This window comes from Paraburkholderia tagetis (genome assembly GCF_022213065.1).
In the GTDB taxonomy this organism is placed as follows: domain Bacteria; phylum Pseudomonadota; class Gammaproteobacteria; order Burkholderiales; family Burkholderiaceae; genus Paraburkholderia; species Paraburkholderia tagetis.
On record NZ_JAKLJA010000015.1, the window covers coordinates 92,044 to 105,687 of the forward strand.

14 protein-coding genes are annotated in these 13,644 nt (G+C 62.6%); 8 read left to right on the top strand and 6 right to left on the bottom strand.

Annotation, left to right across the window (positions count from 1 at the left end; genetic code table 11):
• The first annotated feature begins 86 nt into the window (after positions 1–86).
• The 4 genes from L5014_RS19035 to L5014_RS19050 all read left to right on the top strand — a co-directional run bounded on the left by L5014_RS19035 (position 87) and on the right by L5014_RS19050 (position 2,292).
• Positions 87–530 carry a hypothetical protein gene (locus L5014_RS19035; RefSeq protein ID WP_238465291.1) on the top strand — a complete coding sequence of 148 codons (444 nt, stop codon included), beginning with the start codon at positions 87–89 and terminating at the stop codon, positions 528–530.
• A gap of 82 nt (positions 531–612) precedes the next feature.
• Positions 613–801 (top strand): ribbon-helix-helix protein, CopG family, encoded by a 189-nt coding sequence (locus L5014_RS19040; RefSeq protein WP_238465292.1) that lies wholly within the window; start codon positions 613–615, stop codon positions 799–801.
• A gap of 76 nt (positions 802–877) precedes the next feature.
• The gene (locus L5014_RS19045) at positions 878–1,222 is read left to right on the top strand and encodes a zinc ribbon domain-containing protein YjdM (RefSeq protein ID WP_238465293.1); all 345 of its coding nucleotides are present in this window, start codon (positions 878–880) and stop codon (positions 1,220–1,222) included.
• 131 nt (positions 1,223–1,353) lie between these two features.
• The gene (locus L5014_RS19050) at positions 1,354–2,292 is read left to right on the top strand and encodes an MBL fold metallo-hydrolase (RefSeq protein WP_238465294.1); all 939 of its coding nucleotides are present in this window, start codon (positions 1,354–1,356) and stop codon (positions 2,290–2,292) included.
• 51 nt (positions 2,293–2,343) lie between these two features.
• Here the strand turns inward: L5014_RS19050 and L5014_RS19055 are convergent, their stop codons facing one another.
• The 4 genes from L5014_RS19055 to L5014_RS19070 all read right to left on the bottom strand — a co-directional run bounded on the left by L5014_RS19055 (position 2,344) and on the right by L5014_RS19070 (position 6,449).
• Positions 2,344–4,698, bottom strand: a complete 2,355-nt coding sequence (locus tag L5014_RS19055) for an acetamidase/formamidase family protein (RefSeq protein ID WP_238465295.1) — start codon at positions 4,696–4,698, stop codon at positions 2,344–2,346.
• 146 nt (positions 4,699–4,844) lie between these two features.
• Positions 4,845–5,036, bottom strand: a complete 192-nt coding sequence (locus L5014_RS19060) for a XapX domain-containing protein (RefSeq protein WP_238465296.1) — start codon at positions 5,034–5,036, stop codon at positions 4,845–4,847.
• 32 nt (positions 5,037–5,068) lie between these two features.
• Entirely contained in the window at positions 5,069–5,293 is a 225-nt protein-coding gene (locus L5014_RS19065; RefSeq protein WP_238465297.1) for a XapX domain-containing protein, read from the bottom strand.
• A 130-nt stretch (positions 5,294–5,423) separates the two neighbouring features.
• Complete coding sequence (locus tag L5014_RS19070; protein WP_238465298.1) at positions 5,424–6,449, bottom strand: acetamidase/formamidase family protein; 1,026 nt, start codon at positions 6,447–6,449, stop codon at positions 5,424–5,426.
• A 353-nt stretch (positions 6,450–6,802) separates the two neighbouring features.
• Between L5014_RS19070 and L5014_RS19075 the strand changes: the two genes are divergently transcribed.
• From L5014_RS19075 to L5014_RS19085, 3 genes are all read left to right on the top strand, one after another.
• Positions 6,803–7,066, top strand: a complete 264-nt coding sequence (locus L5014_RS19075) for a hypothetical protein (protein ID WP_238465299.1) — start codon at positions 6,803–6,805, stop codon at positions 7,064–7,066.
• A 623-nt stretch (positions 7,067–7,689) separates the two neighbouring features.
• Positions 7,690–8,469 carry an RAD23 family protein gene (locus L5014_RS19080; RefSeq protein ID WP_238465300.1) on the top strand — a complete coding sequence of 260 codons (780 nt, stop codon included), beginning with the start codon at positions 7,690–7,692 and terminating at the stop codon, positions 8,467–8,469.
• A gap of 347 nt (positions 8,470–8,816) precedes the next feature.
• Positions 8,817–9,986, top strand: a complete 1,170-nt coding sequence (locus tag L5014_RS19085) for a GGDEF domain-containing protein (RefSeq protein WP_238465301.1) — start codon at positions 8,817–8,819, stop codon at positions 9,984–9,986.
• A 29-nt stretch (positions 9,987–10,015) separates the two neighbouring features.
• Here L5014_RS19085 and L5014_RS19090 read toward each other — a convergent pair whose 3' ends face one another.
• Positions 10,016–10,879 (bottom strand): ROK family protein, encoded by an 864-nt coding sequence (locus tag L5014_RS19090; RefSeq protein ID WP_274389422.1) that lies wholly within the window; start codon positions 10,877–10,879, stop codon positions 10,016–10,018.
• 34 nt (positions 10,880–10,913) lie between these two features.
• Positions 10,914–12,527: a glucose-6-phosphate dehydrogenase gene (gene zwf / locus L5014_RS19095; RefSeq protein WP_238465303.1), complete on the bottom strand. Its 1,614-nt coding sequence runs from the start codon at positions 12,525–12,527 to the stop codon at positions 10,914–10,916.
• Between the two features lie 305 nt (positions 12,528–12,832).
• Between zwf and L5014_RS19100 the strand changes: the two genes are divergently transcribed.
• Positions 12,833–13,621 (top strand): COG4705 family protein, encoded by a 789-nt coding sequence (locus L5014_RS19100; protein ID WP_238465304.1) that lies wholly within the window; start codon positions 12,833–12,835, stop codon positions 13,619–13,621.
• Positions 13,622–13,644: the final 23 nt, after the last annotated feature.

Here is a 13,644-nt window from a genome sequence, read left to right on the forward strand (position 1 = left end):
TCGGGAGCATTTACATTGCATTCTAAGATGATTAACATGTAATTACACCCCGGCGGACCGGGTGATGGCGTAGCGGGAGGGCTTGCATGTTTGACGTCGATGTTCCATTGCTGACTCACGAGAGCAAACGGATACGCCTGCGCGAGGCGGGCGGCGAGCATGGGCTCATTGCCGTGGGCGTCGGCCGGGCAGGCGGGCGCGGGTTCCAGATGCTGCACCGCTTTGCTGCGCTGGGCGACCAGCTCGACGCTGCCGGCGTGAATCTCGTGTTCGCTTATCCGGCGCAGTCGGCTCGCCACGTTCAGGATGCGTTGTCCGTGCTGGCGGCGCGCTATCGGGGCAAGCCATGTCTCTTGCTGGACGAGGCCGGGCTTTTTTTCGGCGATACGCTGCCGCCTCAATGGCATTGCGTCATGCGTTTCGACCGGGACATGACCTGCATCGAGACGGCGACGATTGCCGCGCGGGAGGAAGGCTGGGACGCGCTATTGAGCGAATTTCTCATCGGCGTGCTGGAGGATGTCGCGTGATGAAGGTGCACGCTCCTCAACTACTGGTTCCCGGATTCGATTATAATTTGATTAACATATCTGGACTCCCAAGACCTGCGTGATGGAAACCAAAAGCGCCCGACTGACGATTTTGATCGACCCCGCAAAAAAGGCGGCATTTGAAGAGCTGTGCGCGGCACAGGATTTGACGCCGTCACAGGTCGTCCGTCAATTGATCCGCGATTACCTCGCGCAGCATGGCGTGACCTACAAGACCAAGAGTACCGTGGGCACGCGCGTGCGCCGGTAATTCGTATTAAGTAAGGCCGGTGTGCCATACGTCCAACCCCTGTAACAACCGCCTGCAAGAGGCGTGAGAATCGATCATGAACGCATTACCGCCGTGCCCGCAATGTCATTCCGAATTCACCTATGAAGACGGCGCCATCTATATTTGCCCGGAGTGCGGCCACGAATGGGCCGTGGGTGGCGAGGCCGCCGCGGCCGAGCCGGCTGGAAAGGTGTACCGCGATTCGGCGGGCAATATCCTGCAGGATGGCGATACCGTCACCGTCATCAAGGACCTGAAGCTCAAAGGCTCGGGCGGCGTGATCAAGATGGGCACCAAGGTGAAGAACATTCGCCTCGTGGACAGCGACCACGACATCGACTGCAAGGTGGATGGTTTTGGCGCGATGAGCCTGAAATCGGAATTCGTCAAAAAGGCGTGACCTGAAGACCGGGCAGCGGCGCAATCGCCTGCTCCCGGTCGCCGCTGCGGCAAACGTCATTGGCAAAGGGATGGATCGAGATGGACCACGCTCCTGGCAACGCCGCTTCCCTCGTATCGATGCAGGTATCTATGCACGTCCCTGCGCACGTCCCTGCGCACGTCCCTGCGCACGTCCCTGTGGCACGCGCCGACTTCGGCCGCGTTTCGGTCCTGTTCGGCGCGAAGAACGGTAAGTACCCCGATGGAAATCAGGTGCTGATTCGCGGCTCGGACACGCGCGCGGCCTTCGATACGCCGCTGGTTTCGAACCACATCGGCGCCGAGTTCGATGCGACTGAACTGGTGGTCATGGGGCACGTGCATGAAGACCATATGGCCGGCCTGCACCGCATTCCCCGAGCCGCTGTTCATGTGCACGAGGCCGATTTGCCGGCGATCCGCAGTTGGGACGGCATGGTTGCCGCTTACGGCACGGGCGCGAACAGCGCGACGGAGTTGCTGGCGATGCTTCAGCGCGACTTCCTCTATGCGCCGAGGCCGGACGCGCAAGGCTATCTGGACGGCGCATGCTGGGATCTCGGCCAGTCGCGCATTCGCGCGTTCCACATGCCGGGGCACACGGCGGGCCACTGTGTGCTGCTGGTCGAGCCCGAGGGCGTGGCCTTCACCGGCGACATCGACCTGACGGGTTTCGGGCCTTACTATGGCGACGCCTCGTCGAGCCTGCGCGATTTTCGCCGCAGCATGGCGCACTTGCCCGATATTCCGGCGAAGGTATGGGTCACTTCGCACCATCGCGGCGTGTACACCGACCGCGAGCATTTCCTGCGCGATCTCGCGGCGTTTGCGGCCAAGCTCGATGAACGCGAGCAGCGCGTGCTGGCGTGGCTGAAGGCGTCGCCGAAGACGCTCGAGCAACTGGTCGAGCAACGGCTGCTGTATCCGCCGGGTTATGAGGCGCCGTGGGTGGTGTCCGCCGAGACCCGGACGATTTCGCAGCATCTGGCCGAACTCATGGCCGATGGCCGCGTACAGGTGGATGAGGAAGGCGTCTACCGGCTCGCGTGACGGGGCGTAAATAACAGGGCGTATCACGGACTATCAAGGACGCGTGTCGAATCACGCGTCCTTGAAGAGCGCCTTCCTGATAATCGCATGCACGCCCCAGTTGCCATTGACCACCTGCGTAATGCCAAAGTCGACGGCAACCGAAATGAGCGTGATGGCCTCGTCCTCGCTGAGTTTCTTGACGGACATGAGGAACCGCCGGGCCTTGCGAAAGGCGTCGCGCATGGCCTCGTCGAGCGTCGACTTCATGTAGATGTGGCTCTGTGCCTTTTGCCCGAACTCGGTTAGATGGTTCGGAGAACTGAAGCCATGAAGAATCCACTCGGTGGCGGTTTCGACGAGCGGATACGTCAAGTCGGCGAACGGCGCATCCGGATCGATCTCGCCGTTCTTATGCAGGATCAGCTGGAAATCGCCGGTCAGCGAGCACTCGATGGCGGTGCCGCAAAGCTCGGAATCGCCCTGGGACGCGTGCGGATCGCCAATCGAAAACAACGCGCCGGGCACGGCCACCCTCAGAAAGACGCTGGCACCGCGCGTCACGCGCCAGTTGTCCAGATTGCCCGCGAAGCTCGAAGGCGGAATGGAGTCGATCAAGCCGTTCTGTGCGGGCGCCACGGCAATCACGCCAAAATGCGGGCGGACCGGTATTTCGATATCGCTCAGGACTTCATAATTCTTGTCGATGGTGGAATGATCGACAGGAACGCCGGGGTAATCGATGGTCGTATGCACCACGCCAAACGGGTCGCGCTGGGGCGTCCAGCGGAAGTTATAGAGCGCACGGGCCTTGCCGTCGGAGCATTCGCAGTCGATCTCGAAGATGGTCACGACCTCGCGCTCGCGCGGCTCCGTGAGCAGGTCGCGGTAATGGAATCCCCACCATGTGGCAGCGTTGCTGCCAAAGGCCTTGCCGTGAAAGCAGGGGTTCGCGCTCAAGCGCGGGCGGATGTCGAGAATCCTCACTTCGAGCACGTCGCCCGGCATCGCGTCCCGCACGGCAACCGGTCCCGTACAAATATGGACTCCGAATCCTTCGCCAGCGCCGCGTCCGTAGATCGACGCATCGAGCGGGCCTGCGCCGCGCCGGTCGACGTTCTTGCGCTCGGCGCTCCAGTGGAACACGCTTTGCGCGCCGGCATCGCCTTCGATCATGCGCTCCCAGTCGTCCGAAGCGTGTTGCGTGAGCGTCTCGATCGTCACCTTGTCGCCCGACTCGACTTCGAGCACCGGGGGCAAGTCGCGGCTCAGATAGCCCCAATGGACCGTCTTGTCGGTTGCCTGGAGCCGGTGATGCCGGCGCCCGAAGCTGTCCGTGGCATGGCCCCAGCGCGATACGTGGCCGGGTGTGCCGACCGGCGCCGTGCCATCGTTGGCGGAAAGCGGGTTGCGCGCGATGGGCTGGATGCGCACATGCTCGGGCCGGCCGCGCGAGATGCTTTGCGCAACGACCTTGGCCGGCGCGGGCATCATCTGGTCGCGATAGGAACTGGGCGAAATGCCGAACTGATGGCGAAAGGCGTGGCTGAACCAGGACGGGTCGTTAAAGCCCCATCGATAGCAGATGTCCGAGACCGTGAGCTTGCTATAGAGCGGATTGGCCAGATCGGTCCGGCATCGTTCGAGCCGTCTCGTGCGCAGATAGATCGAAAAACTCGTGCCCGACTTCTCGAACAGCTTTTGCAGGTAGCGCGCGGAAACATGCTCGTCGGCCGCGATGGAGGCGACGCTCAGGCCGGGTTCTGCGAGCCGCGCATCGACGCGTTCGCAAATGCGCGCAAAGATGGCCGTGCGCGATTGCGTCAGTCCTGCGGGATCGGGCGGCTGACTCGCGATCAATGCGGCGGAGAGAAACTCGGTGATCGTGCTGTCGATGGGCTGCAACGCCTTGGAGTCGGCGGCCACGACGGTTTCGAACGTGTCGGTGGCCGCGCACAGGATCCTGGAGAAGAGCAGCCCCGCATCGCCCGTGAGCTTGATCACGTCGACGGGCAGCGGTGCGGCTATCCGGGCGGCGAGCAGCGCGGGGCCGATATGAACGGTGAGCAGGCGAAACGTGGTGGCGAGCGACAGCTCCGCGTGCGTGCTTGCGGGCACGCAGACGATTTCGTTCACGCTCAGGCTGTCGCTCGCTCCATTGGCGGCGAGCCCGGCCTCGCCTTCGAGCAGCATGAGAAGCACGAGGCCCCGGTCCTTGCCCCCGGCCACGGTGAGCGATTGCGGCACTGAAGAGATGCAGGCGAGTTCGATTCCCGCGCTGGTGGTGCGCGACTGAACCGTGCCATGCAGGGCGTGATCGGCGCACAGATTCTGGCAGCCAAGCCGCGCGACCATGAGCTCGGCGCGCCAGGCGGCGGCACGGCCCGGTTGCGGCCAGGCTTCGGTGGAAAAGTGCGATTGACGCAAGGCCTGTCTCCCTGGCATCTGCTTTCAGCAGTCGATTCGGCAGTCGATTCAGTAGTCGAAAAAGCGGGCTCTGCGGTCCGTTCGACCGCGCGACCGAGCAGGCCCGCCTGACTTCAATCTCGCACATGCGAAGGCCGCTCGCGCGGCTAGCCGAAATGCAGTTGACCTCGCATGGCCGCTACCAGCACGAAGCCGGCGAACGTGCCGACGATGGCGAAGATGCCGCCGAGCACATTGGGCGCCGGTATCGGAGCCCGTACCGCAGTGTAAACAACGCCTGTCACCAGGCCAACGGCTGCGGCCTGAATTTCCGTTTGACCCAGCACGATTTCAACCATGTCATTCCCCTTTTCTCGTCAGTCATCAATCATCAATCGGCCGCAATCGAGCGGCTTTCGGGTGGGCGGCCGAAACTGACGGTCTTTCGCAGTGCATTCACGACCAGATAGCCGAGATAGGTGAAGAGAATGGCGCAGACGCCGCCTGTCACGTTGGGTGCAGGGATGGGCAGGTCCAGCCAGGAATAGAGCGTGCCGGTGACGAGACCGACGACGAGCGCAACCAGTTCGTTGCGCCCCACGTAGACATAGTGCATGTGAATTCCTCTCGCTTTCGCGCTTGCATTGCCGCTTGCCATGTTTCTTGGCTCGCCGCACGAATCCCGCGCTATTCAACGCGTGAAAAGCATGCGGCCTTGCGGATAGTCGATGGTGCTGCCCTGGCCTTTAGCCCTTCGTCTTCGGCGGGAAAATGGCGCGTGGCATCGTGCAGTGAATACCCTGGGTGCCGTCGACGACCTGCGTCACGCCGAAGTCCGCCGATACGCTCATGAGCGAATAGGCGTCGTCGCGCGAGAGGCCTTGTTGCTCGGTCAACAGGTGGATCATGTCGCGGGCCGCATTCCTGCCGGCTTCGTCGAGATCTTCGTGGAAGCCATGCACGACCCAGCAGTCCGGCGTTTCGAGCAGCGGCGAGGGGAAGTGGAAATCCTTGCGCAGTACGACCTGGAAGAGCACGTTCAACGAGGCCTCGATAGCCGTGCCGCTGATTTCGCCGTCGCCCTGCGAGATATGCGGATCGCCGATCGAGAACAGCGCGCCGTCGACGGCGACCGGGTAATACATGGTTGCGCCCGCACCAATGCGCCAATTGTCGATATTGCCGCCATGCAGGCCCGGTTCCACGGTCGAGACGCGGCCTGCCTTGTCTGGCGCCACGCCCGCCGTACCCAGATGGGGGCGCACCGGAACGCGCACGCCTGCGAGCGCCGGCTGGCGGCAGCATTCGCGTTGATCGACGACCTTGCCGGGGATCGTCAGCTTGCCCGGATAGTCGTAAGCGTAGAGCGCGTGCGCGGTGTTCGATGCGGTGTCGAGTTCGTAGATGGTGATGCGCTCTTTTTCGAACTCGCGATACAACTGGCCCCAATGCGCGGCGGCATTCGCACCGTAGCGAAAGCGCGGAATCATCTGCAAGTAGCGCACTTCGAGCACGTCGCCGGGCTTGGCGTCCTCGATGTAAATCGGGCCGGTCATGATGTGCACGCCGGGATTGCGGTCGTCGTGCGGAATCTTGTTATAGATTTCGCGCACCGCGTCATCCATCATCAGGTCCGGCGCATCGCCGGCGTGGTGGGTGATGGCTTCGGCACGGATAATGTCGCCGCTTTTGACGGTCAGGGCCGGTGCTTTGCAGGCGTCGAAATAGCCCCAGTGAACGGTTTCGGGACGGGCGGGCAGATCATGCAGCATGGTGTCTCCTTGATTTGTCAGTAGCCGCGTCCGACAACCATTCATTGCTGAGCGATCACGTTGCGCGGTGACTTGATATTAGATATTTCATATTCCGCGGACCTATGGCGATCTGCCCCAATCGCTTGTGTTCTCGCGAACTAGCGTAAACCCGCTTTGCGATGGCGTCGACGATATGCGAGTGCTCGTCGAACGGTCGTGGAGCGCTGGAGTAACGGCGCAGGAGGCACGGGAGGCACGGGAGGCGGCGGTGCGCGAAGCCAGCGAAGCTGGCGTGATTCCGGACTTGCGCGCCCGTGCGCCTTTCCCGCGTCATGCCTAAAGTTTGCGCAACCGCTGCCGACAATCAGTGCATGGCGTGCGAACCCCTGGAACCTCCTGAGTACCCTTCGATCTGGGCCGAAGCACGGGCACTGGAGGCCAGCATTCGCGTGATCAGGAGGGCGCAGGGCAAGAAGAACCCCGAGGATTTTCCGCCGAACAGCCCTGAATGCCTTGCCGCCATGAACGAATTCGTGCGCGATGTCTGCCGCGTGCTCGAAGTCGATCTCGATGAACCCGATGTCGAAGACGACGATGACGACAACGACCTGTACGGCGCTGGCGCGGCCGGGTAATGCTGGTTGCGGCCGCTGATCTTTTCGCCATGATCCGCCTCGGCGCGGTGACCGTGAATCTCCGCCATGGTTTCCACTTCTGTCGTCATGGGCCGGGCCGCTTCAGGATGCAAGCGGTGGCTGCGAAGGCAGGCACGATATTGAAAGGAATCCGAACGTTGCTCGAACAACTAATTGCCTGGAACCGGCCTGGAACCGATGACCCCATCATCGGCGAATGTCTCCGATCGGCCCTGAGGATGATCGGGACTGACCCGCACCCGGACATTCTCGGCCTGCCCACTAAAAGGGCCGTTGTAGCCCCGTCACTTGGCGGACTCGCCGGTTGATCTTCGCGGCGAAGTAGTCCATATTCAATATGAATTTTTTCAACGACTACCCAACGATTTACGGTATCCGACACCGATTTTGTACGACGTCGCCACCTGCTGCAGCGCGCCTTGACTTGAGGTGGCGGCAGCCCTCAGATCGATAGAAGCCGCAACTTTCCTATGCGTAATGAACCAGGCTTGGGTGGCTCTGGCCCGCGGCAGTGTTCCAGTTGCGGGGCCAGGCTTGAAAGGCCACTGAATTTTTGTCCTCATTGCGGCGCGAGCCAATTGGGCGCATCGCCTCGCGAGCCAATGAGAGCCGATCGTCCCTACGAGGAACGCACGGTGAATCACGCGCGATCGTATGCTTATGCGTTCGCCACGGTGGCCGTGTTCGCGGCCGTTTTCGCCGGTTACGTGCTTTCGCATCGCGATGGGCGCGAAACGGCGCCGGAAGCCCAGATCGCTCAAGAGGGCGTGGTCGGGACGCCACAAGCGCCGGGGCCCATGCCGTCTCCCGTGGCCGTGCCCATGCCGCCGCCGGAGACCGTGTCGCCGCCGTCCGTTGCCGCGCCCGCGCAGCCTTCCGTGATCGAGCCAGTGACGCCGTCTCGCCGCACGGCTGCTTCACCGACGGAAACCCACACGGAAACCCGCACGGAATCCGTCCCACGGGATGCCGCATCGCTCAAGAGTCTTCGCAATGAGCGCGCTGTCGTCATGAAGCGCGAGGCCGGCATGCGCGCCGATATCTCCCGGAATCTCGCCAGTGCGCGCGCGAGCCTCGACAAGGGCAATCTCGGCCCGGCCCGCAGGTCCATCATGGCCGCGCTTGCCGAGCAACCCGGCAACGGCGATGCGCTGCAAATGCGCGCCGAACTGGTTTCCCGCGAGCAGGAGCGCGACTCGCTGCTAGGCTACGCACGTCTATGCGCACGCCAGGCGGACTGGGTTTGCGCGTGGCACAACGCGGGACATGCGCTGACCATCGACGCGTCGAGCGGCGAGGCGAGGGGCTTGCTTTCGCGCGCGATGGTCGAGCAAAGCGCAAAAGGCGAAAGGGCGTTCGACCCTAGCCTGGACACCCAGTAGTTTATCTTTGCTTTTCTTCGGTTTTCTTCGACATGCTGGCTGGCGTGCAGCGCATGGCGCTCTCGCCAGTCTTTTCAGAATGATCAGTCGTCCTTGGCAAATGGTGCCGCTTCGCTATGCGTGCGCGGCTTTTGTCGAGCAGCGGATTGCGTCACGTATCCTTTACCGGGCGCCGCCGCGCCGCAATGGTATTTTTACCGCTCCCACCTGCGATACGATACGTCTTCGCCGCTATGGCGCAATGCCGTCATAACGAATGGCTTTCTTTATATTTCATTTTCATTTCAGTCGCGGGATGTCGACTCGATCATCCTGATCCATCGTCCTTTTCCATCTGGCCCGATCTCATGCTCAGCCCCTTCGCGCTATTCGGGATCTTGATTGTGTCCTGCGTGATGAGCGTGGCCATTCTGGGTTCGCTGCATCGCACCGCGGTGCCGGGCGTGAAGCGCTGGTGCCAGGCCTATGCGCTATTGGCCGTGGCGTCGTCGGGTGTGTTGTTCGCCGGCGATCGACCGCGCCCGTTCGCCATCGTCGGTATTTCGTTTGTCACGATCGCGGCCGTCATGCTGCTTTTGCAGGGAACGCGTCAGTTCTGCGGCGTGAAGCCCATACGCCGTCCGGAGTTCGCTGCGTTTGCCGTTGTATTCGCCGCGCTCCTGTACTTCACATGCGTTGTGCCGAGCATCGCGGCGAGGGTCGTGCTCCTGTCCGCCGTCCTGACCTATGGGCGGATCGTCGTGGGCCTGCTGGCGCTGCGTCATGCGCCGCGTGACGGCGCGCGCTATGCCGCGCGATTCGTCGCGCTGGCGGCCTGGGTCGGCGCATTGAGCCACATTGCGCGTATCGTCGCGGCGGCCTCCGGCGTCGTGCCGCCGGTCACATTCGTGCAGCCCTCGTTTTGGAATGTGGTGCTTCTGGGCCTTGCGATCGTCTCGTTGCCCTGCATGTCGATCGGCATGGTCATGCTCGCGCACGATCAACTGGTCCGGAGAATGGAGAGGCTCGCGACGGTGGACGAACTCACGGGCGCGCTCATGCGTCGCGCGTTCATGGAGAAAGCGGGCGTTCTGCTTTCCGGGGCGCGGACCACGGGCACGGCGCTCTCCATCGCCATTCTCGACATCGACAATTTCAAGGCCGTCAACGACAGCTTCGGCCACGCCGTGGGCGATCGAACGCTTACGCATATCGGCATGGTGGCGCTCGGCCAGTTGCGCTCGTGCGATCTCTTCGGGCGTCTGGGCGGCGAGGAGTTCGCGATCTTGTTCGTCGACACTGCAAAGAGCGACGCAGCGGCGCTGACGAATGCGCTGCGGCTCGCGCTGGAACGCTCGCCCGCCGAGGGCATACGCTGCACGTTCAGCGCCGGCGTCGACCGGATCGCACCGGCCGACACGCTGGAGGGCGCCATGGCGCGCGCCGATGCGGCGCTTTACATGGCGAAGGCGATGGGACGCAACCGCGTCGTCACGGCTTCGGAAGTCGACGCGCCAGGCATCGCGGCGCCGCGTTGAGCGGGTGAATTAGCGCACGGGAGGGGCGTTCACTCGAAAGCCCCCGTGCGCTGTGTCGCTGCCGGAAGTTGCCGCGTTTCGCGCACCGACCTCGGGTGCCACAGCCGCGCCCCGCCTTCCAGACCGCGCTCGTTCGGCACGATCGCCACGTTCGGCGGCAGATCGAAGGTGAGTCGCGCGGCATTGCCGCCGCCGATCCACAGCTTGTCGTAGTGCACGAGCGATTCGAGAATGCCGATGATTTTCTCGATGCGCTGGTTCCAGCGTTGATTGCCAGCCTTGCGGCGCGCGGCCTCGCCGATATATTCGTCGTATGCGCGCTTCTTGCTGACCGGATGATGCGCGAGCTCGAGATGCGGCATCAGCTCGCCGTCGCGGAACAGGGCCGTGCCCGCGCCCGTGCCGAGCGTCAGGACGAATTCGAGGCCATTGCCCTCGATGGCGGCGAAGCCCTGCATCTCCGCATCGTTGATCATGCGCACCGAAGGATTGCCCAGCCGCTCGCCCAGCATTTGCGCGAGCGGCACGTCGCTCCAGCCTTGCATGCCGAGATGGGGCGCCGTAAACACGCGGTTGTTGCGCACGAAACCGGGAAAGCCGATCGACACGTGCGCGGGCGAATACTGCTCGACCAATGGCTTGACGAGTTTATAAAGCGTTTCGACGAGCAAGTCCGGCGAGCACGGATGCGGTGTCTCCACGCGCACGCGGTCGGTGCGCATCTTGCCGTCCGCGTCGACGATCGCCGCCTTGAGACCGGTGCCGCCGATATCGATGGCGAGAATGTTTTCGATGACGGCAGGCGTCGCGGGCGCGATATTTCTTTTGCCTGCTTTCGTGCGTGCTTGTGTGGTTTTTGCCGCGCTTTTTGTTCTGGTCACTGGATTCTCCATTGGTCGTATCTGCAGTCCGCTTCGTCCGTCCGCTTCAGCTCTTCCTGGATTCGCCCGGCGTGAGCGCGCGCCACGCGCGGCCGTCGCGTGCGAGCAGCGCTTGCGCTTCGGCCGGTCCTTCGCTGCCCGCGGCGTACTCGTGCACGCGCACCGCCGAGCCGTCTTTCGGGTGCAGCACGCCGTCCACGGCGGCCCACGCCGACTCGATGCTATCGGCGCGCTGAAAGAGCGTCTGGTCGCCGAGCATGCAGTCGTAGAGCAGCGTTTCGTAACCGATATTCGCATGCTCCGTGAAAAAGTCATCGTAATCGAACGACGAATGCACCGCGCCAATCTGCATGACCGGCCCCGGCGTCTTCACGTTGAAATCGAAGCTCGTGCCATGCGTGGGATCGATGCGCAGCGTCAGCACATTGGGCGTTAGCGCGTCGACGGGCGTGTCGCGGAAGAGGCGAAACGGCACGCTCCGGAGTTGCACTGAAATCTCCGTGTGCCGGGCCGTAAGCCGCTTGCCGGTGCGCAAATAGAACGGTACGCCCGCCCAGCGCCAGTTGTCGATCCGCACGCGCGCGGCGGCATAGGTTTCGGTCCGGCTGTCCTTCGCGACATCGGGTTCGTCGCGGTAGGCCGCGCCCGCCGGCCCCTTGCCATATTGCCCGAACACCACGTCGTCGGGCGTGAGCGGCTTGATGGCATCGAAGACCTCGGCTTTCTTGTTGCGCACCGTTTCGGCATCGAACGAATTGGGCGGTTCCATGGCCACCATGCAGAGCAACTGGAACAGATGGTTCGGCACCATGTCGCGCAACGCGCCGGTCTGCTCGTAGAAACGCCCGCGGCTTTCCACGCCAATCACTTCCGAAGCCGTGATCTGTACGCTGTCGATGTACTCGCGGCGCCAGACCGGCTCGAACAGCGCGTTGGCGAAACGCACGGCCAGGATGCTTTGCACCGTGTCCTTGCCGAGAAAATGATCGATGCGATAAATCTGCGATTCGTTCACGAAGCTCAGTACGTGCTGGTTCAGATCGCGCGCCGAGGCGAGATCGGAGCCGAATGGCTTTTCGATCACGACACGGCGAAACGGGCCGCTGTCATCGGCGCTTTGCTGCAACAGGCCGGCCTTGCCCAGACGTTCGACGATCGGCTTGAAGAAGCGCGCGCCCACCGCGAGGTAGAACACGACGTTGCCTTGCGCGCCGTCTCGTCCGTTGCCGCCGAGTTGCTGTGCAAGGCGCTGGTACACATCGTCGTCCTCGAATTCGCCGGCCATGTATTGCAGACGTTGCGCGACCCAGTTCCATGCGTTGTCGTCGAGCTTGCCCGCGTGAAAGGTGCTGGCCTTGTCGGCGGCGAACTTCTGCAGCGCGTCGTGCAGATCTTCGCACCATGCCTGGGTCTCGCGCTCGCCGTGATTGATGCCGATGATCTTCATGCCGCTGTCGAGCAGGCCATCCACGACAAGGTTGTAGAGCGCCGGCATCAGCAGGCGTTGGGTGAGGTCGCCGCGCGCGCCGAAGATCACGAGCGTACAGGGCGGGGCCGGGTGCTTGCCGGCCGCGGAGGCAGGCGCGCCATGCGGGTGCGAGGCCAGCCTGGCGCTGAGCGGCGTAGGGGTGGAACTGCGGGGGGGATGCTTGGTCGACATGATTTTGCTTCGGTGGATCGGAACCACTCCGATTAGCACCGTTTAGCAAGCGCAATACCTTGAATGCCCTTATTGGCGGACTCGCGGTTCAATTCAGCGACACATCGTGAGCGTACACTGCGCTTGCGCGTCGCAAATGAAGGCGTTTTGTAATATTCGCGTTCGCAATGATGGATGTTTTTGCCCGGGATTCAATATTCAGCGCGAAAAGCTTTCATCCGACTGTCGTTAAGGCGGCGTTAAGTCTGAGCTGAATAAAATAGCGCGGTATTCATTCAGGGTGTAATCACTCAGGAGAGTTGCCAATGAATTCCACTGCCAGGAATGCAGTAGACCACGCGCTTAGTAAGGTTCCCGAGCTGACGCTCGGGTTCTGGATCGTAAAAATTGCCGCCACCACGCTGGGCGAGACCGGTGGCGATTGGGTCACGATGTCGTTGAACCTCGGTTATCTCGTCGGAACGCTGATCTTTTTTGCCGCCTTCGTGGTGCTGGTCTCGGCCCAGATTCGCGCGCAAAAATTCCATTCGTATCTTTATTGGGCCACGATTGTCGCAACGACCACGTTGGGCACGACGCTGGCCGACTTCTGCGACCGCTCGCTCGGGGTCGGCTACCCGGGCGGCGTCTCCATCATCGTCGTCCTGCTCGTCGCGAGCCTTGCAATCTGGTATCGCGTGGAAGGGACCGTTTCGATCGAGAGCGTCGCGACCGTGCGGGTGGAATGGTTTTACTGGACCACGATTCTGTTCTCGCAGACGCTGGGCACGGCGCTCGGCGACTGGGTCGCCGGCGACGACCGCGGCGGTCTTGGCCTCGGCTATGAAATGGGCGCGGTCATTTTCGGGGCGGGGATCGTTGTCGTCGGCCTGCTCTGGCTGTCCCGCCGTATTTCGCGCACGGCGCTCTTCTGGTTCGCATTCGTGCTGACGCGCCCGCTCGGCGCAACGCTTGGCGATCTGCTCGACAAGCCAGTGGCGCAGGGTGGTTTCGACGTCAGCCGGTTCTATGCCTCGGGCATTCTGTTCGCGTTCATCGTCGTCTGCATCATGCTGATTCCGCAACGCGCGGCGCGACGCACATCGGCAGCCTGACGTATTCATGCACGGGCTCGCGG